This window comes from Amycolatopsis ultiminotia, assembly GCF_039536925.1.
GTDB lineage: Bacteria > Actinomycetota > Actinomycetes > Mycobacteriales > Pseudonocardiaceae > Amycolatopsis > Amycolatopsis ultiminotia.
The window spans coordinates 32,268-50,900 of record NZ_BAAAZN010000029.1 but is presented as its reverse complement, the minus strand read 5'-3'; the positions used below and the strand labels follow the sequence as shown (position 1 = coordinate 50,900).

Sequence of the window (18,633 nt, the reverse complement as noted above, 5' to 3'; positions counted from 1 at the left end):
CCAGCACGCCAGCACGCCAGCACGCCAGCACGCCAGCACGCCAGCACGCCAGCACGCCAGCACGCCAGCACGCCAGCACGCCAGCACGCCAGCACGCCAGCACGCCAGCACGCCAGCACGCCAGCACGCCAGCACGGCAGCACGGCAGCACGGCAGCACGGCAGCACGGCAGCACGGCAGCACGGCAGCACGGCAGCACGGCAGCACGGCAGCACGGACCGATGGCGCCACATCCGGCGCCCCGGCACCAGGCCTTCGGCGTACCGGATCCGCGGCCGCGCGGGGATCAGCGGCGTCGCAGGGTCCGTACGATCGCCAGGATCACCACCAGCACCACCGCTCCCGCGGCGACCGGGATCAGCCGTTTGGCCACGGACTGACCCGCGTAGTCGAGCAGGTCGATCGGCTCCGCCTCACCGGTCGAACCGCCGGCCGGGACACTGCGCAAACGAGGCTTCTCCGCGCCCTCGGCGGAACCGGCGGCCTTCTCGGAACCACCGGACTGAGCGTCCTTCGCAGCGGCAGCAGCCGCACCGCCGACAGCAGCAGCCGCACCAACACCGGTAGCCCCACCGGCAACGCCAACCCCACCGGATTCCCCGGCCTCGCCAGGCCGGCCCGCCCCACCAGACTCGTCGGCCACACCGGCTCCTCGAGCCGCACCGGCACCGCCAGTTACGCCAGCCTTCCCCGCCCCGCCAGACTTGCCAGCCGCGTCAGCACGACCAGCCCCACCAGACTTCCCGGCCGCGTCCGCGCCACCAGCCCCACCAGACTTGCCAGCCGCGTCAGCACGACCAGCCCCACCAGACTTGCCAGCCGCGTCCGCACCACCAGCCCCACCAGACTTGCCAGCCGCATCAGCACCACCAGACCCGCCCGGTTTTGCTGCTGTGTCAGGCTGCCCTGCCGAGGCCGGTTTCCCCGTCGCGCCTGCCGCGCCGGTCGTGGTCGGCTCGCCGGTTCCGGCGGCGGGGCGTTCTGCTTCCTTCGCGCCGGCGGTGGCCGCGGCGTCCTCGGTGGGCGGCGTGGCCAGTGAGCGGGCCAGGTTTCCCGCGAACGTGTCCAGGATCTTGCCGCCCACCTCGGAGATCATCCCGCGGCCGAACTGGGCTGGGCGGCCGGTGATGGACAGGTCCGTGGCGACCGCGCCGTGCGTACCGCCGCCGTCGTGTTCGGTCAGGGTGAGGGTGACCGTCGCGGCCGCGGTGCCTGCTCCGCGCGAATCCTTGCCGGACGCCTTGATGACGACCTTCCGCGCCGCCTCGTCCTTCTCCAGGAACTCGCCGTTTCCCTTGTACAGCAACGAGATCGGCCCCAGCTTGACCTTCACCGTACCGGCGAAGGAATCGCCCTCCACCTTCGTGAGCGCGGCACCCGGCATGCACGGGGCAACGCGCTCCGGGTCGATGACGGCCTGCCAGACCTCATCGAGGGAAGCAGGGACGGTGAATTCGTGGTCGAGCCGCACGGGCCGACCTCCTCTCCTGCGCTACGTCGAGCCGTTGCGCTCCACCATACGGCGCGCCGGTCCGGGAGGCGCCGCACGCGAACCCCTCCCGGACCGAACCACCGGACCACAGCCTGCCCGGCCACACCAGACCGCAACCGACCAGGACGAGCCAAAGCCACCACGAGCCGGGTCGGACCGAACCGGGTCAGGCCGGGCCGAGCCACACCAAGCCGGACCGGACCCCGGACAGGGCCGAGCCGAGCCAAAACGGACCGGCCACACCGAACCCGACCAAACCGGACCGAGCCGAGCCAAACCAAACCCGGCCGAACCGGACCGAGCCGCGCCAGGCCGAGCCGAGCCGCGCCAGGCCGAGCCGCGCCAAACCAAACCAAACCGGACCGGACCGGGCCGGACCAGGCCACACCAAGCCGCACCCGGCCGAACCGAGTCACACCCAAGCCGGATCGAGCCGAACCGGACCGGCCCGGAGGATCAGCCGCCGACCGCCGCGGTGATCGCCCGGCCGGTGAGCACCCGTGCGAGGTGCTGCCGGTATTCGACGTCGGAATTGCCGTCCGCGGCCGGGTTGGTGCCCTCGGCCGCGTGCGCGGCGGCCGCGCGGATCGTTTCCGCGCTCGCCCGTGCCCCGAGCAGCGCCTGTTCCACGGCCGTCGCCCGGACCGGAGTGGCACCCATGTTGGTGAGCGCGATCCGGGCCTCCTCGATCACGCCGCCCTCGGTGCGCACGGTGGCCGCCACCGCGCACATCGACCAGGCCTGCGCAACCCGGTTGAACTTCTCGTAGTGCGCCCGCCAGCCGGTGTGCTTGGGCAGGCGCACCTCGACGAGCAGCTCGTCCGGTGCCAGCGCGGTGGTGAAGTAGTCCTGGAAGAACTCCGCCGCGCGCACCGTCCGCCTGCCGCCGGGGCCAGCCACGACCAGCTCGCCGTCAAGTGCCAGCACCGGAGCCAGCAGGTCACCCGCCGGATCGGCGTGGGCGATTGCGCCGCCGAACGTGCCGCGGTGGCGCACCTGCGGATCCGCGACCGTGTCGGTCGCCTCCTTCACCAAAGCCGCATGCTCGGCGATCAGCGAATCACGCTGCACCTCGTAGTGCGTGGTCATCGCACCCACTACGAGCGCGTCGCCGTCCTCGCGCACACCACGCAGTTCGGCGACCTTCCCGAGATCAACCACCGTGGACGGTGCGGCGAGCCGCATCCGCAGCACCGGCAACAGACTCTGCCCGCCTGCCAGCACCTTGGCGTCCTCGCCCGCCGCAGCGAGCGCTTGCACAGCTTCGTCCACGCTGGACGGCGCGACGTAGTCGAACGGAGCCGGGATCACTGCACACCTCCGGAGGCGTCGATCGAACCGAGGCCGCCGCCGGCCTCACTGCCGGCTCCCCGGGTGTGGAACGTGGTGCCGTACCGCACCGCGTGCCACACCCGCATCGGCGTGAGCGGCATTTCGATGTCGTTCACCCCGAAGTGCCGCACCGCGTCGATCACGGCGTTGACCACCGCCGGCGTGGACGCGATCGTCCCCGCCTCTCCCACGCCCTTGGCGCCCAACGGGTTCGTGGTCGACGGCGTTTCGGTGCGCGCCGTGGTGAACGACGGCAGGTCGGCCGCGGAGGGCAGCAGGTAGTCGGCGAAGGTGCCGGTGGTGAGCGTGCCGCTCTCGTCGTGCACGGCCTCCTCGAACAGGGCTTGCGCGATGCCCTGTGCGAGCCCGCCGTGCACCTGGCCCTCCACGATCAGCGGGTTGACCACGGATCCCACGTCGTCCACGCACACGTAGGAACGCAGCTTGACCCGGCCGGTCTCGGTGTCCACTTCGGTCGCGCACAGGTGCGTACCGTGCGGGAAGGAGAAGTTCTCCGGATCGAAGGTGGCGTCGGAGTCGAGCGAGGGTTCCATCCCGTCCGGCAGATCGTGCGCGCTGAACACGGAGAACGCGATGTCCTGGATCGTGGTGGACGAATCCGTGCCCCGCACGGTGAACTTCCCACCGGCGAACTCGAGATCGTCCTCCGAACACTCCAGCAGGTGCGCGGCCACCGGTTTCGCCTTCGCGACCACCTTCTCCGCCGCCTTGACGACGGCGATGCCGCCGACCACCAGCGACCGCGAACCGTAGGTGTCCATGCCCTTGTGCGACGACTGGGTGTCCCCGTGCAGCACTTCGACGTCGTCGAACGGCACACCCAGTTGATCGGCCACGATCTGGCTCCACGCCGTCTCGTGGCCCTGGCCGTGCGCCGAAGCACCGGTGGTGACCTCCACCTTGCCGGTGGGCAGCACCCGCAGCGACGCGTACTCCCAGCCACCGGCGGCGTAGTCGAGCGAACCGAGCACCCGCGACGGTGCGAGGCCGCACATCTCGGTGAACGTGGAGATCCCGATGCCCAGCTGCACCGGATCGTTCGCCTCGCGGCGCTGCGCCTGCTCGCGACGCAGTGCGTCGTAGCCGAACAGCTCCTTGGCCTTCTCCGTGGCGGCCTCGTAGTTGCCCGAGTCGTAGGTCAGCCCCGCCACCGTGGTGAACGGGAACTCCTCGTGCTTGATCCAGTTCTTCTCCCGCAGTTCCAGCGGGTCCATGCCCAGTTCGTCGGCGAGTTCGTCGATGATCCGCTCGATCGCGAACGTCGCCTCCGGACGGCCGGCGCCGCGGTAGGCGTCGGTCAGCGTGGTCGTGGTGAACACGTTGGTGCAGGCGAAGTGGTAGGCCGGGATCTTGTAGATGGCGTTGAACATGAACGCGCCGAGGATCGGCACGCCCGGACCGACCAGACCGTTGTAGGCGCCCAGGTTCGCCAGCAGTTCGACCTTGAGCCCGGTGATCGTGCCGTCGGCGTCCGCGGAGATCGTGAGGTCCTGGATCTGATCGCGGCCGTGGTGCGCGGCGAGCATCGTCTCGGACCGGGATTCGTTCCACTTCACCGGTTTCCCGAGTTTGTTCGCCACGAGCAGCGCCATCATCTCCTCGGGCAGCACGCCGATCTTGCCGCCGAAGCCACCGCCGACGTCCGGGGCGATCACGCGCAGCTTGTGCTCCGGCAGACCGAGCGTGAGCGCCGACATCACCCGCAGGATGTGCGGTACTTGGGTGGCCGCCCACATGGTGATCTGCGCACCGGTCGGATCGACCACGCACGCACGTGGCTCCATGAACGCGGGCACCAGCCGCTGCTGGCGGAACCGCCGTTTGAGCACGATCTCCGAGGAGGAGACGGCGTCCTCGACGTTGCTCCCGGTGCCTGCCTCGGCCGAATCGAACACCCAGAGGGCGTTCTTGTTGCTGCCCAGTTCCTCGTGCACGAGCGGCGCGCCGTCGGCGAGCGCGGCCTCCATGTCCAGCACCGCAGGCAGTTCGTCGTAGTCGACCTCGATCGCCTCGAGCGCGTCGTGTGCCTCGGCCGCGGACCGCGCGACCACGACGGCCACGCCCTCACCGGCGAAGTTGACCCGGTCGGCGGCCAGCACCGGACGCCGCGGCGCGGCCATGTCCGGGGTGACCGGCCATGCGCACGGCATGCCGATGCTGCCGTCGGGATCGAGGTCCGCGGCGGTGTAGACGGCGAGTACCCCCGGCGATTCCTTCGCCGCACTCGTGTCGAGGGAGGTGATCTTCGCGTGCGCCAGCGGGCTGCGGAGCACGGCCAGGTGCAGCATGCCGGGCAGCACGATGTTGTCGGTCCAGCGCGTGCGGCCGGTGATCAGCCGTTCGTCTTCCTTGCGGCGACGGGACTTGCCGACCTCGGGTTCGATCGTGGCGGTCATCATTCACCACCCACACCGACGTGCTTGATCTGTTCGGCCTCGGGACCGGCGCCGGGACTCATCTGCTGGGCCGCGTCCCGCACCGCACGCACGATGTTCTGGTAGCCGGTGCAGCGGCAGAGGTTGCCCTCGAGCCCTTCGCGCACGGCCTGCTCGTCCGGATCCGGATTGTCCGCGAGCAGGTCGATCGACTGCATGATCATGCCGGGCGTGCAGAATCCGCACTGCAGGGCGTGGTTGTCGTGGAAGGCCTGCTGGACGGGGTGCAGCCTGCCGTCGCGGGCGAGGCCCTCGATGGTGGTGACCTCGCAGCCGTCGGCCTGTACGGCGAGAACGGAACAGGATTTCACGCTGTGCCCGTCCAGGTGCACGGTGCAGGCGCCGCAGTTGCTGGTGTCGCAGCCGACGACGGTGCCCACTTTCCCGACCCGTTCCCGTAAGTAGTGAACGAGCAGGGTGCGCGGCTCGACGTCGTCGGTGTATTTCGTGCCGTCGACGGTGACGGTGATGCGCATCAAAGGCCTCCAGGTGCGAATGCCCGCCTGCCCGGGGCGGGGCCGGCGGGCCGGTTCGGGAACGGCCAAGGCACGACGGTGATCGGCCTCACAGCCGAGCCTGCTACTCCTTTCGCACGTGGACAAGTCCTGATGTCGCACGGCGCGGGCACAGTTCCGCATTTGCACGCATACCCCGGAAAACGAACCGCAGATGCGGCACTCCGTACGGGTGATTTTTCCGCCGCGCTGCGTCCGCATTTCCCGTGCCGGTAGGTGATCCGGTCGACGACTCACCGAGGTTTTCCCTGTGCCGGTGCGGTTTCCCCGGCGGTCACCGTCCGATCGCCGGGCACCGGGTCAGCTGTGGATGCGGCCGCTCAGTGCGGCCAGTCGGCGCCCGGTTCCGCGCCAGCGCAGCGAGATGATCTCCGCCGCGATCGACACCGCGGTCTCCTCCGGAGTACGCGCACCCAGGTCAAGGCCGATCGGTGACGACAACTGTTCCAATTCGGACTCGGTGATGCCTGCCTCGCGCAGCCGGGCGAACCGGTCGTCGTGCGTCTTGCGCGAACCCATCGCGCCGACGTAGCCGACGTCCAGCCGCAGCGCCACTTCCAGCAGCGGCACGTCGAACTTCGGATCGTGGGTGAGCACCGCGATCGCGGTCCGCGCGTCGATCCGGCCCGCGTCGGCCTCGGACTTGAGGTAGCGGTGCGGCCAGTCGACCACGACCTCGTGCGCCTCCGGGAACCGGCTGCTGGTGGCGAATACCGGGCGAGCGTCGCACACCGTCACCTGGTAGCCGAGATAAGCGCCCATGCGGGCCATCGCGGCGGCGAAGTCGATCGCGCCGAACACGAGCAGCCGCGGCGGCGGTTCGAACGAGTTCACGAACACCGCCATGCCCTCACCACGGCGCTGACCGTCCGGACCATAGTGCAGCGTGCCGGTTCGCCCTGCCGCGAGCAGGCCCCGTGCGTCGTCGGAAACCGCGTCGTCCATCCGCGACGAACCGAGCGAGCCCTCGACCCGGTCCGGCCACACGACCAGCCGCTCGCCGACCAGCCCCGGCTTTTCGTGGTCGATGACGGTGACCACCGCGACCGGTTCGCCCGCCCGCACCGACTCGACCACCTGGCCCAGCTCCGGCATCGATTCGCGGTCCACCGGCTCCACGAAGATGTCGATGATCCCGCCACAGGTCAGGCCGACCGCGAACGCGTCGTCGTCGGTCACGCCGTAGCGCTGCAGCACCGGTTTGCGCTCGCCGACCACTTCCTGCGCCAGCTCGTACACCGCGCCTTCGACGCAACCGCCGGACACGCTGCCGACCACCGTGCCGTCCGGCGCCACCGCCATCGACGCCCCTGGTGCGCGGGGCGCCGACGAGAACGTGGCCACCACAGTGCCGAGGCCGACGGTCTCCCCCGACTGCCAGCGGCGGTAAACATCGTCCAATACGTCACGCATCGGCTATCTCCCCGAGCAGTCGTTCCAACGTCGCCAGGCTGTGCCCGGCGAGCAACCGGTCGATGTGCGGAAGGGCGGCGACGATTCCGGATTGGACCGGCGCGTAGCCCTCCCTTCCTGCATGCGGATTGACCCAGAGTACGGCGTGCGCAAGCCGGCGCAGTCTGCCGAGCTGATCGGACAGCAGGCTGACGTCGCCTCGCTCCCAGCCGTCGGAGAACACGGTGACCACCGCGCGACGCGCGATTCCGCGTTGTCCCCAGCGGTCGAGGAACACTCGCAGCGTCTCGCCAAGGCGGGTGCCGCCGGCGAAATCGGGCACCGCGGTGCCGGCCGCGAGCATGGCTTGTTCCGGATCGCGCTGACGCAGCTGCCGCGAAACCCGGGTCATCCGCGTACCCAGCGTGAACACCTCGACCGACATCGGCGCCGACCGCGTGAGCACGTGGGCGAAGCGCAGCAACGCGTCGGCATACGGGCTCATTGAGCCGGAAACGTCGATCAGCAGCACGACGCGTCGTGGTCGGGTGCCACGGCGGTGGTAGGCGAGCCGCGCGGGTTCGCCACCGTCGGCGAGCATCGCGCGCAACGTGCGGGACGCGTCCAGCCTCCCGCGGTGCACAGGCACCCGACGGGCCGCACGGCGCCGCGGCAGCACCGGACGCAGGGTGGCGAGAAGCTCTCGCAGATGCTCGCGCTCGGCTTTGCTCAACTCGGCGAGATCGCGGTGACGCAGGACTTCGTGGTCGCTCGCTGCGACGCGCAGGCGGTCTTCTTCGCTCGCTGCCGCACCGTCGCCACCGGAGTCGAGCGGGGCGATCCGCGCACGCTTGTGCACGGGCGCCCCGGACGGCGTGCCCGGACGATCGTCGACGGAAAACCACCGCGCGAACGCCTCTTCGTAGCGCGGGAGGTCGTCGGGATCCGAGCACAGGGTGAGCCGCCCGGCCCAGTACACCTGTGTCGGCTGCGCGAGGTCGACCTCACCGACGGCCGCAAGGTACGCCTGCACCCGCCGCGCGTCACAGGCCACACCGGCCTCGCGCAGCGCCGCCGCGAACCCGGCGAACCCCACGAGCGGATCGGCCCGTTCGGTGTCCATATACCCATTGTGTCCCTGGTGTGCACTCCAGGCGGTACCGCGCCGCCGCCCCGGCATCGGGACGGCGGCGCGGACCAGAGCCCTCCGCCGCGACCGGACCCGGCCATGCCAGGTGGGCGCGGAGGGCGTGCACCGGTGAAGGTGCCGACGGAAGCGCAGGTGGAAGACCGGGAAGTACCCGACGGAGACGCCCGGCGATGATCTTGTGTGATGGTGCAACCAGCATGACCGAACCCGACCACCCAGGTCAACGCGTTTTCCACAGCGGACGGCCCCGGGCCCGAGTGGCCGCCCCAACCTCACGCAACCCGGTCGCCCCAGGTCGCCACCGGGGCACCAGCCCCACCTCACGCACCTCATCGACCCACGTCACCACCAACCCCCACCGAGGGCACCAGCCCCACCGCACCCAACCCCGCCGGCCCACGTCGCGACCAACCCCCATGGCGACACCGGCCCCACCTCACGCACCTCATCGACCCACGTCACCACCAACCCCACCCAGGCACCAGCCCCACCGCACCCAACCCCATCGACCCAAAGTCGCCACCGGCCTCCACCGGTGCGCCGGTCCGACCTCGGGCACCCGCCCAGCGTTCGCCCCTGTTCTGCCCGGATGACTCCCGGCGCGGCGCACCGTTCCGATTTCGGCCGCACCCGCCGGACCGAAGCTCACCGGGCATGCCGTGACCGCCTGCGCCGCCCGTCGAACCAGCCCAGTGGATACGTGACGAACCGAGCCGCCAGACCACCGCACGCCGGCACACCGCGGCCCGCCGACCTCACCCGCCAGCCCGGTTCACCCCGGCAAGCCCGCGACCGGCGGCCGCCGGACCACCCTTCACGACCCCGCCCGCGTCGGCTACGTCTGCCCGGACGGACCTCGGTCGATCCGCCACCCCCGCCGAGTCACACCGGGCGGCCGGCTTCGCGGAGCCGCGACGCCCAACGACCGCCACCGGAGTGAGCGGCTCGGCGGGCCGAGCGTCCTGCTGGTCTCGCATCCGCACCGTTCACCGGCCGGGAACGTCCGGGCCGGGATGGCCGGTCAGGAGAAAAGAGCGTCCAGTTTCGCTCGCACGCGGTCGAGGTCTTCGCTGTATTTCAGGACCGCGCCGAGTGTGCGGGCGGCCGTCTCCGCGTCCAGTTCGTCCCGGTCCAAGGTGAGCAACGCCCGCGCCCAGTCGAGCGATTCGGCGGTGCCGGGCGGTTTCAGCAGTTCCAGGTCCCGGAGCCGGTGCACCGCCTCGGCGACCTGCTGGGCGAGCGATTCGCTGACCTCCGGGATCCTGCGGCGCAGAATCCGCACTTCGCGAGCCAGGTCGGGATGTTCCAGCCAGTGATAGAGGCAACGACGTTTCAGCGCGTCGTGGACCTCGCGCGTGCGATTCGAGGTGAGCACCACCAGCGGTGGTGCTTCCGCGCGGATTTCGCCGAATTCGGGAATGGTGACCGTGTATTCGTCGAGCAGCTGCAGGAGGAACGCCTCGAACTCGTCGTCGGACCGGTCGATCTCGTCCACCAGCAGTACGCACGGTGCGCTGGTGAGCGCCTGCAGCAACGGCCGCGCGAGCAGGAACCGCTCGGTGTAGAGCGACTGCTCCGCGGTGTCGGCGTCCAGCCGTCCGCCCTCGGCCGCTTCGAGCGCACGCAGGTGGAGCAGCTGACGCGGGAAATCCCATTCGTACAACGCTTGCGCGGCATCGATGCCCTCGTGGCACTGCAGCCGGACAAGCGGCAACCCGAGCGCCTGCGCGAGCGCGAGTGCCAACGACGTCTTGCCGGTGCCCGGTTCCCCCTCACAGAACAACGGCCGGCGCATCCGCAACGCCAGGAACCCGGCCGTAGCCAGTCCTTCGTCAGCGAGATAACCGGTGTCCGCAAGCGCGGCAGTCAGATCCTCGGGCGAGGCAGGAAGCTCGGTCACAAGGCCGATCGTAGGACCGGACGGGCCCCGCCCGCCGCCTCACGCCCCCGGCAACACCGAGTTGCCCGCGGTTTCAACGCCCGATCCGCCGGACCTGCCGGACCACCTCACCGACCAACCCGGCCCGTTGGTGCACCACTCAGCCCCGCCAGGCAGCCCACAGCTCAGCAACGCCCACAGCTCAGCAACAAGGACTACCACCAACTCACCACCCACGCCCCAAACGACCAATCCACAACCCAACAAGAAGCCCCACCGGCCCACACCCCAACCACCCGGCTCACGGCTCACGGCTCACGGCTCACGGCTCACGGCTCACGGCTCACGGCTCACGGCTCACGGCTCACGGCTCACGGCTCACGGCTCAGCAAAGACAAGCATCCACCACTCAGCCATCCATGCCCCCAGGAGCTCCCACAGCGCCCCTCACGCACCCTGAACAAGGCCCTTTACGCCCCTGAAGCCGTCTCACGGCCTCTGGAACCGCCTCAAGCTCCCACTTGCAACCCCAAGAAGAGCCCGTCGACCTCCGGCTGCCACGAGCGGCAAGCACATCCGTCCCCGCCCGCGTGCCGAATCCGGCCCGGTGTCTCATTCGCCGGGCGGGTCCGGTCGTTGCAGGTCTCCCGGGCGGTCGACGTCGTGGCCGTTGCCAAGGTCGCCGCATTCGACGAGGCGGACGTCCGTGCGGGGTTTGAGCCAGTCGCGGGCGCCGCGGTCTCCGGTTGCCGCGTCGGCGATCTCCGGCCACCATCGCCTGCCGAAGAGCACCGGGTGTCCGGGCACTCCGTCGTACGCGCCCCGGGCCACGACGGTCTCCCCTGCCTCGGCCAGTACCCGGCGAAGCGCGGCCGGTGGAACCCACGGCAAGTCGACCAGATGTACCAGCACCGCCGACGCACGGGTCTCGCGCTCGATCAGGTGCCGCAGGCCCGCTTTGAGCGATTCCCCCATCCCGTCCTGCCACTCCGTCGCCTCGACGGCTTCGATCCGGTCCGGCAGCAAGCGGCGGACCTCATCCGCGGCCGCCCCGACGACGACCCGCACCGGATCGCAACCGGCCTCGGTGAGTGTGCGAACGGCACGCTGGACCAGAGCTTCGCCGTCGAGTTCGACGAGCGCTTTCGGCCGGCCGAACCGTCGGCCGGCGCCGGCGGCCAGCAGCAGGCCGGCGACCCGGTCAGCCATGTGCGGCCCGCGAAGAAGTGGTCAGCCGCAGATCGTCGGAGATGGCGGCGGCGGTGGCCAGCAGCGGCGGGACGAGTTCGGCCCGCGCGGTTTCCGCGGACGTGCGGCTGGCGTGTGTGGAAATGTTCGCCGCAGCCACGACGCGACCGTTGCGGCCACGGATCGGGGCGGCGACCGAGCGGAGTCCTTCTTCGAGTTCCTGGTCGACCATGGCCCAGCCCTGCTCGGCGACGACGGCAAGCTCCGCCTTCAGCGAAGCGCGGTCGGTCAGGGTGTGCGCAGTGAGCCGTTCGAAGTCGGTGACGACGAGGAAGGCCTCCAGTTCGGCCGGGCTCATGTCGGCCAGCAGCACGTGCCCCATCGACGTGGCGTGGGCCGGGAACCGGGTGCCGACGTTGATGCTCACCGTCATGATCCGCGACACCGCGACCCGCGCGACGTAGACGACGTCCGGGATCTCCAGCACCGACACCGAGCTGGATTCCTGCACCTGTGCGGAAAGTCGTTCCAGGTGCGGTTGCGCGACCTCGGCGAGAGTCAGGCTGGACAGGAACGCGTAGCCCAGTTCCAGCACCCGCGCGGTCAGCGAGAAGTACTTGCCGTCGGTGCGCACGTAGCCGAGGTCGACGAGCGTGAGCAGGAACCGCCGCGCCGCCGCCCGGGTCAGCCCGGTGACGCGCGCGACCTCGCTGAGCGTGAGGTGCGGTGACTCGGCGCTGAAGGCCTTGATCACCGCCAGCCCGCGCTTCAGCGACTGCACGTGGTGCGCGCCGTGCTCGGCCGGATCGTCGGATTCCATGCCGCGAACCTTATCCGGCCGGTGGCTGGGCCGTGCTTTCTCCCAGGTCGGCAAGGGTGCGCTGGGCGATCGCGAAGGCCGCATTGGCGGCCGGCACGCCTGCGTACACCCCGGTGTGCAGGAGCACCTCCCCGATCTCGTCCGCGGTCAGTCCGTTGCGAACGGCCGCGCGGACGTGCATGGCCAGCTCCTCCTGGCAGTGCAAGGCGGTCAGCGTGGCCAGCGTGATACAGCTGCGAGTACGCCGGTCCAGCCCGTCACGCGTCCACACCGAACCCCACGCCGCCTCGGTGATGTACTCCTGGAACGGCCTGCTGAACTCGGTGGCCCGTGCCGTCGCGCGGTCCACGTGCTCGTCGCCCAGTACCTCGCGGCGGACTCGCATCCCCGCATCGTGCCGGTCTCCGCTCATTCGTCCTCCGTGATCCGCTCGAGGATCAACCGGGTGAACTCGCCCGGCTGTTCGTAACTGCCGAGGTGCGCCGCGGACGCGACCACCTCGAGCCGGGCACCCGGGATGCCCTCGGCAATGTGCCTGCCGTGTGGTTCGGCCGGGGTCGAGGGATCGTCGGCGCCCGCGATCACCACCGTGGGCACGGTGATCTTCGGGAGGTCGCCGAGCAGGTCCATCCGCTCGATCGCGGTACAGCACGAGGCATAGCCCTCGGCAGACTGCCCGGCGATCATGTCGCGCAGGAACGCGACCCGATCCGGATGCGAGTGGGCGTAACCGGCGGTGAGCCAGCGCCCGACACCGGCCTCCGCAACCGCTCCCGGCCCTTCGGCACGCACGAGACGCGCCCGCTCCGCCCACATCCCCGGTGGCCCGAGCCGTGCCGATGTGCAGCACAGCGTAAGGCTCGCCAGTCGCTCCGCGGCGTGCACGCCGAGCCACATCCCGGTCATCCCGCCGAGTGACAGCCCGGCGAAGTGCGCCCGCCGCACGCCGAGGTCGTCGAGCAGCGCCAGCACGTCGCCACCCAGATCGGCCAGCTCGTAGGGACCGGCCGGAACCGGCGAGGCGCCGTGGCCGCGCGTGTCGTACCGCACGACCCGGAACCCGCGCTCGACCAAGGGGGCGACCTGCGGTTCCCACATCCGGTGATCGCTGCCGATCGAGGTGGAGAGCACCACCACCGGACCGGTCTCCGGGCCGTCGACGACCCGGTGCACCCGGACACTGCTCACCTTCGAACCTCCACTGTGGACTCTCGATCAGACCGCGAAGAAGACTGTCTCCCCTTCGCCCTGCAGATGGACGTCGAACCGGTAGCCCTCGTCGGTCCTGCGCGCCAGCAACGTCTCCCGCCGGTCCTCCGGCACGCTCGCCAGCACCGCGTCCCCGGAGTTGTCCTGGTCCTCGAAGTAGATCCGGGTGACGACGCGGTGCAGCAACCCGCGGGCGAACACGGACACGTCGAGGTGCGGCGCCTGCAGCGCACCGTTCTCCGCGGGCACCGCACCGGGAAGCACGGTGCAGATCCGGTACGCGCCGGCACCGTCGGTGGGACACCGGCCGAAGCCGCGGAATTCCGGGCCACCGTGTCCGCGCGGGTCGTCCGGGTGGTCGAAGCCGCCGTCCGGATCCGCCTGCCAGGTCTCGATCAACGCGTCCGGCACCGGGTCACCGGCACCGTCGTAGACCACGCCGCGGATCCACACCGCGCCTTCGGTGCCCTCCGGCACGACGAACGGCCCGTCCTCCCACGGCAGCCCCAAGGAAAGGTACGGCCCGACGGTCTGCGAAGGCGTGCTCCCCCACTTCACTCGTCGTCCTCCTCGTCCTCGAATACCGATTGCTCGCGCCCGCGCACCACGATGTCGAACTGGAAGGCCAGCGCCCATTCCGGCTCGGTGCGCTCGAGGTCGAACCGGGAGATCATCCGCTCCCGCGCCTTCTCGTCCGGGATCGAGGTGAAGATCGGATCCTGGGAGAACAGCGGATCGTCCGGGAAGTACATCTGCGTGACCAGCCGCTGGGTGAACGCCGAGCCGAACACGGAGAAGTGGATGTGCGCCGGGCGCCACGCGTTGTCGTGGTTCTTCCACGGGTAGGCGCCGGGTTTGATGGTGGTGAACTCGTAACGCCCGTTGTCGTCGGTGAGGGTGCGGCCGAGCCCGTCGAAATTCGGGTCGATCGGTGACGGCCAGCGGTCGCCGATGTGCCGGTACCGGCCGCCGGCATTCGCCTGCCAGATCTCCACGAGGGAATTGCGGATCGGCCTGCCGTCGCCGTCGAGCAGCCGCCCGGTGACGATGATCCGCTGACCTTGCGGTTCACCGGCTTGCCCGCGGGTCAGGTCGTTGTCCAGCTCGCCGATCCGGCCCGGCCCCAGCAACGGACCGGTCACCTCGGTGAGCCGCTGCGGCAGCAGAACCAGCGGCTGCTTCGGGTGCCGCAGCGCGGTGGACCGGTAACCGGGGAAGTCCAGCGGCGGATGCGTACCGTCCGGATCGCTGCGGTAACGCGGTAAACGCAGATGGGTCGGGGTGGCCACAACAGCTCCTCTCACTGGCTCTCGATCACGACCGCGAGCCCCTGCCCTACGCCGATGCAGATCGCAGCGACGCCCCACCGGCCGCCGGTGCGGCGCAGCTGCCGGGCGAGCGTGCCGAGGATGCGACCGCCGGACGCGGCGAGCGGGTGCCCGATGGCGATCGCCCCGCCGTTGACATTCACCAGCTCCGGGTCGAGTTCCTTCCAATCCCGCAGACAGGCAAGGGATTGCGCGGCGAACGCCTCGTTGAGCTCGAGCGCCGCGACGTCGCCCCAGCCGATCCCCGCACGTTCGAGTGCGATCTCCGCGGCCCGCACCGGCCCGATGCCGAAGACGTTCGGGTCTACCCCGGCCGCACCCCGTCCCGCGATCCGGGCCAGCGGATCCCGGCCGAGCCGTCGACCGGCCGCTTCGTCGCCGAGCAGCACGACCGACGCCCCGTCGTTGATCGGCGACGAGTTGCCCGCGGTGACCGTGCCGCCGTCGGCCCGGAACGCCGGCTTGAGCTTGGCCAGCTTCTCCGTCGTGGAGTCCGGCCGGATGCCCTCGTCACGCGCCAGGTCCACGCCGTCGACCGGCACCACGTGGTCGGCGTAGAAGCCTTCGTCCCACGCACGGGCGGCGTTGCGGTGGCTGCGCACCGAGAACTCGTCCTGCTCCTCGCGGCCGAGGCCGTAGCGCCCGGCGAGGTGTTCGGTGGCCTCTCCGTTGGAGATCACGTACTCCGCGGGCATTGCCGGGTTGACCATCCGCCAGCCCAGCGCCGAGTTGTACAGCGTCTGGTTGGCGGCCGGGAAAGCCTTGTCCGGCTTGGCCATCACCAGCGGCGCCCGGCTCATCGACTCGACCCCGCCTGCGGCGATCAGCGACGCGTCACCGACCTGGATCGTGCGGCTCGCGTGCACCACCGCATCGAGCCCGGACGCGCACAGCCGGTTGATCGTCGCCCCGGGTACCGACGTCGGCCAGCCGGCGAGCAGCGTTGCCATCCGCGCCACGTTGCGGTTGTCCTCGCCCGCGCCGTTGGCGTCGCCGAGCAGCACCTCGTCGACGGTGCCCGGGTCGAGGTCGTTGCGCTCGGCGAGCGTGCGCAGCAACCCGGCCGCCAGGTCGTCCGGGCGTACCTTCGCGAGTGCGCCGCCGTGGCGGCCGAACGGGGTGCGGATCGCGTCGAACAGGTAGACGTCACTCATTCGCCGGCCTTCTTCAGTGCGCGGAGCAGGGACAGTTCGCTTTCCGTGGGTGCGGGCGTGGACTTCAGGTCTTCCGCCACCTTCAGTGTCCACCCGGTGGCGTCCACGACCTGGCCCAGCTCGATGCCCGGGTGCAGTTCGGTGAGCGTCAGCTCGGCGGTCTCCGGATCCGGCCGCAGCAACCCGAGGTCGGTGACCACGAGCGTGGGGCCTGCCCCGGGAAGGCCGAGCCGCTCCCGGTCGCCGCGACCGGAACCGTGGCCGAAGGACGTCACGAAATCGACTTTTTCCACGAACGCCCGCTTGTGCTGACGCAGCACCACGAACACCTCCTTGCAGGAAGCCGCGATCTCCGGCGCACCGCCCGCACCGGGCAGGCGCACCTTCGGATCGTGGTAGTCGGCGCCGATCACGGTGGTGTTGATGTTGCCGAACTTGTCAAGCTGCGCGGCGCCGAGGAAGCCGACGTCGATGCGGCCCGGCTGGAGCCAGTAGTTGAAGACCTCGGGCACGCTGACCACCGCGTCGGCGGTATCGGCCAGCTCGCCGTCGCCGATCGACAACGGCAGGCGGGTGGGTTTCGCACCGAGGCAGCCCGACTCGTAGATCAGTGTGAGGTTGGGTGCGTGCGTTCGGCGCGCCAGGTTGGCAGCGGTACTGGGCAAGCCGATGCCGACGAAGCACGACATGCCCTCGCCGAGCGCGCGGGCGGCGGCCACGCTCATCATCTCGTCCGCGGTGTACTCGCTCATGCCTTCACTCCGGTCAGGTCGTTCAGCCACCGGGTGAACTCCTCGCGGTCCCGTCCGATGGGGTCCCATGTCTGGTACGCGGCGTTGTCACGCTCGTAGTAACCGGCCGCGTACGACGGTTTTGCGCCGCCCGGTACCTCGGCGACCGCGGTGACCGCCCACGTGGGCAGCACGATCGCACCCGGCCGCGGCTCCAGTTCGTCGACGATCTCCTCCACGGTGACCAGGGACCGCTTCGCGGCGAGCACTGCTTCCTTCTGCACGCCTACGATCCCCCACAACTGCACGTTGCCGGCCCGGTCGGCGCGCTGCGCTTGCACGATCGTGACATCCGGGTTCAGCGCGGGCACGGCGGTGAGCTGTTCACCGGTGAACGGGCAGGTGATGGGTTTGATCGTGGCGGTCTGCGCGGGCAGATCGGTGCCGGTGTACCCGCGCAGCACGGCGAACGGCAGCCCGGAGGCACCCGCGACGTACCGATTGGCCATGCCCGCGTGGCTGTGTTCTTCGATGTCCAGCGGTACCGGCCAGGCGTGCTGCACGGCATCGCGGAACCGGTGCAACGAGCCGACGCCGGGGTTGCCGCCCCAGGAGAAGATCAGCTTGCTCGCGCAGCCCGCGCCGATGAGCTGGTCGTAGACGATGTCCGGGGTCATCCGCACGACCGTGAGGTTCCTGCGGCCCTGCCGGATGATCTCGTGCCCGGCCTCGACCGGGATGAGGTGCGTGAACCCCTCGAGCGCGACGGTGTCTCCGTCGTGCACCAGCTCCGCGACCGCCTCGCCGAGCGACAGCACCCGTGCCATCTCGAGCCCTTCCGTGTGGATCTTGCTTGCGGTAGTCTGTTCGTATCGCGCACAGACGTTCTGCATGAGAACATAGCACGCAGGGATGGAGCGGGGAAGGGAGAAGCAACCGAGTGGGGGACGGAGGTGAAGCGGTGCTGCGGCCTTGAGATCGAGGAGGAGAAAGGGCGGCACGGCAAGGGAATGGGCGGTGGTCCTCGCGGTGGCGACGCGAGCCGGCCGAGACGAGGGAACGAGTCCGGTTGTCACCGCACTGACCCAGCCGGAGCGGGCACCGTGTCGGCCGGAGCGGGCAGCGCCTTGGCCAGAGCGGGCACCGCCTTGGCCGGGGTGGGCACTGCGTCGGCCGCAGGAGCCTGGCTCGAACCCGGTCGGAGTCGCTTGGGTCGAATCGGGCGAGGTGGTCCGGCGTGATCCGGGTAGCGGGTATCGCTGGAGACCTCTCGCAAGGGTGTCGTTGGGGATGAAGGGTTGTGCCAGCAGGAAACGAGCGCTGTGGAGGTAATCGTCATCAGAGCTGCGGCGAGGAGGGCCAGGAGGTTGCCATCTGGGAGGCGAGAAAGGTGGTTGAGCACGAGCGGTGAGGAAGGGCGGTAGAGCGATCTGCGGCGACACGACGGCCGAATTCCTGGATCGTGGCCGGTGCTGCGGTTCGGGGCCCGGCTCGCGACCGCTGGCGTGCTTGGGCTCGGTGACTAGTTCATCCGCTGAGGCATGGGTGAGCGGCGCCAGAGTGCGAACTTGTGCCGCAGTGCATGGGGATCCGGCTGATGGCGTGGGACGGCACCACCGGACGGGAGATTCAGCGGCCCCATCGGGCATCGCCGGGTGGTATGTGTGTGGGGGGTCAGGTGCGTCGGCACGGTGGGCGCGGGCGGAGCTCTGCCGCGCGGCATCCGACGGCGCGATACCGCGATGCGGAATCCTCGACTGCCGGCATGGAGCGATGTTGCGCGTGTGGGCGTTTGCCGCAGTTCGTGGGCGCTGCCAGCACGGGTGTGTTCATCCGGCTTCGGTGAAAGCCTTGCTCACGTGCCGAGTGCACACGTCCGGCCTCAGCGAAAGCCCTCACTCGCGTGCTGACGCAAGTGCGCACAGGCAGCCACAGCGACGACCACGCCCACCAACCACCACCACGCACAACCAGCCCCAGCAACAAC

15 protein-coding genes and 1 pseudogene are annotated in these 18,633 nt (G+C 70.1%); all 16 read right to left on the bottom strand.

Annotated elements, in window-relative coordinates; translation table 11 throughout:
- Positions 1-808: 808 nt before the first annotated feature.
- Positions 809-1,471, bottom strand: a pseudogene (locus tag ABD793_RS39805) (SRPBCC family protein); the annotation flags it as partial.
- A gap of 477 nt (positions 1,472-1,948) precedes the next feature.
- Complete coding sequence (locus ABD793_RS39800) at positions 1,949-2,803, bottom strand: FAD binding domain-containing protein (protein WP_344868821.1); 855 nt, start codon at positions 2,801-2,803, stop codon at positions 1,949-1,951.
- On the bottom strand, positions 2,800-5,241 hold the full coding sequence (locus tag ABD793_RS39795) for a xanthine dehydrogenase family protein molybdopterin-binding subunit (RefSeq protein WP_344868820.1): 2,442 nt from the start codon (positions 5,239-5,241) through the stop codon (positions 2,800-2,802). The genes ABD793_RS39800 and ABD793_RS39795 overlap by 4 nt, the downstream gene beginning before the upstream one ends.
- Complete coding sequence (locus ABD793_RS39790) at positions 5,241-5,756, bottom strand: (2Fe-2S)-binding protein (RefSeq protein ID WP_344868819.1); 516 nt, start codon at positions 5,754-5,756, stop codon at positions 5,241-5,243. The genes ABD793_RS39795 and ABD793_RS39790 overlap by 1 nt, the downstream gene beginning before the upstream one ends.
- Before the next feature lie 339 nt (positions 5,757-6,095).
- A complete protein-coding gene (locus tag ABD793_RS39785) occupies positions 6,096-7,208 on the bottom strand; it encodes an XdhC family protein (RefSeq protein WP_344868818.1) in 1,113 nt (370 codons plus the stop codon).
- Positions 7,201-8,310: a vWA domain-containing protein gene (locus ABD793_RS39780; RefSeq protein ID WP_344868817.1), complete on the bottom strand. Its 1,110-nt coding sequence runs from the start codon at positions 8,308-8,310 to the stop codon at positions 7,201-7,203. Before ABD793_RS39780 ends, ABD793_RS39785 begins: the two co-directional genes overlap by 8 nt.
- Positions 8,311-9,358: 1,048 nt before the next feature.
- Positions 9,359-10,237 carry an AAA family ATPase gene (locus ABD793_RS39775; RefSeq protein WP_344868816.1) on the bottom strand — a complete coding sequence of 293 codons (879 nt, stop codon included), beginning with the start codon at positions 10,235-10,237 and terminating at the stop codon, positions 9,359-9,361.
- Positions 10,238-10,828: 591 nt separating this feature from the next.
- Positions 10,829-11,425: a nucleotidyltransferase family protein gene (locus ABD793_RS39770; protein ID WP_344868815.1), complete on the bottom strand. Its 597-nt coding sequence runs from the start codon at positions 11,423-11,425 to the stop codon at positions 10,829-10,831.
- The gene (locus tag ABD793_RS39765) at positions 11,418-12,224 is read right to left on the bottom strand and encodes an IclR family transcriptional regulator domain-containing protein (protein ID WP_344868814.1); all 807 of its coding nucleotides are present in this window, start codon (positions 12,222-12,224) and stop codon (positions 11,418-11,420) included. The genes ABD793_RS39770 and ABD793_RS39765 overlap by 8 nt, the downstream gene beginning before the upstream one ends.
- Positions 12,225-12,234: 10 nt before the next feature.
- Entirely contained in the window at positions 12,235-12,636 is a 402-nt protein-coding gene (gene pcaC / locus ABD793_RS39760) for a 4-carboxymuconolactone decarboxylase (protein ID WP_344868813.1), read from the bottom strand.
- A complete protein-coding gene (pcaD, locus tag ABD793_RS39755; protein ID WP_344868812.1) occupies positions 12,633-13,412 on the bottom strand; it encodes a 3-oxoadipate enol-lactonase in 780 nt (259 codons plus the stop codon). The genes pcaC and pcaD overlap by 4 nt, the downstream gene beginning before the upstream one ends.
- Before the next feature lie 27 nt (positions 13,413-13,439).
- Positions 13,440-13,991 carry a protocatechuate 3,4-dioxygenase subunit alpha gene (gene pcaG, locus ABD793_RS39750; RefSeq protein WP_344868811.1) on the bottom strand — a complete coding sequence of 184 codons (552 nt, stop codon included), beginning with the start codon at positions 13,989-13,991 and terminating at the stop codon, positions 13,440-13,442.
- Positions 13,988-14,722 (bottom strand): protocatechuate 3,4-dioxygenase subunit beta, encoded by a 735-nt coding sequence (pcaH, locus tag ABD793_RS39745; protein ID WP_344868810.1) that lies wholly within the window; start codon positions 14,720-14,722, stop codon positions 13,988-13,990. Before pcaH ends, pcaG begins: the two co-directional genes overlap by 4 nt.
- Before the next feature lie 11 nt (positions 14,723-14,733).
- Positions 14,734-15,915, bottom strand: coding sequence for a thiolase family protein (locus tag ABD793_RS39740; protein ID WP_344868809.1), 1,182 nt, complete (start codon positions 15,913-15,915; stop codon positions 14,734-14,736).
- Entirely contained in the window at positions 15,912-16,667 is a 756-nt protein-coding gene (locus ABD793_RS39735) for a CoA-transferase subunit beta (RefSeq protein ID WP_344868808.1), read from the bottom strand. Before ABD793_RS39735 ends, ABD793_RS39740 begins: the two co-directional genes overlap by 4 nt.
- Positions 16,664-17,473, bottom strand: a complete 810-nt coding sequence (locus ABD793_RS39730) for a CoA transferase subunit A (protein ID WP_344868807.1) — start codon at positions 17,471-17,473, stop codon at positions 16,664-16,666. The genes ABD793_RS39735 and ABD793_RS39730 overlap by 4 nt, the downstream gene beginning before the upstream one ends.
- Positions 17,474-18,633: the final 1,160 nt, after the last annotated feature.

What these genes read in the sequence shown, in the direction of transcription:
- ABD793_RS39795 (WP_344868820.1), bottom strand. Translation starts at nt 5,241, where the DNA reads ATGACCGCCACGATCGAACCCGAGGTCGGCAAGTCCCGTCGCCGCAAG.
- ABD793_RS39790 (WP_344868819.1), bottom strand. Translation starts at nt 5,756, where the DNA reads ATGCGCATCACCGTCACCGTCGACGGCACGAAATACACCGACGACGTC.
- ABD793_RS39785 (WP_344868818.1), bottom strand. Translation starts at nt 7,208, where the DNA reads ATGCGTGACGTATTGGACGATGTTTACCGCCGCTGGCAGTCGGGGGAG.
- ABD793_RS39780 (WP_344868817.1), bottom strand. Translation starts at nt 8,310, where the DNA reads ATGGACACCGAACGGGCCGATCCGCTCGTGGGGTTCGCCGGGTTCGCG.
- ABD793_RS39770 (WP_344868815.1), bottom strand. Translation starts at nt 11,425, where the DNA reads ATGGCTGACCGGGTCGCCGGCCTGCTGCTGGCCGCCGGCGCCGGCCGA.
- ABD793_RS39765 (WP_344868814.1), bottom strand. Translation starts at nt 12,224, where the DNA reads ATGGAATCCGACGATCCGGCCGAGCACGGCGCGCACCACGTGCAGTCG.
- pcaC (WP_344868813.1), bottom strand. Translation starts at nt 12,636, where the DNA reads ATGAGCGGAGACCGGCACGATGCGGGGATGCGAGTCCGCCGCGAGGTA.
- ABD793_RS39740 (WP_344868809.1), bottom strand. Translation starts at nt 15,915, where the DNA reads ATGAGTGACGTCTACCTGTTCGACGCGATCCGCACCCCGTTCGGCCGC.
- ABD793_RS39735 (WP_344868808.1), bottom strand. Translation starts at nt 16,667, where the DNA reads ATGAGCGAGTACACCGCGGACGAGATGATGAGCGTGGCCGCCGCCCGC.
- ABD793_RS39730 (WP_344868807.1), bottom strand. Translation starts at nt 17,473, where the DNA reads ATGGCACGGGTGCTGTCGCTCGGCGAGGCGGTCGCGGAGCTGGTGCAC.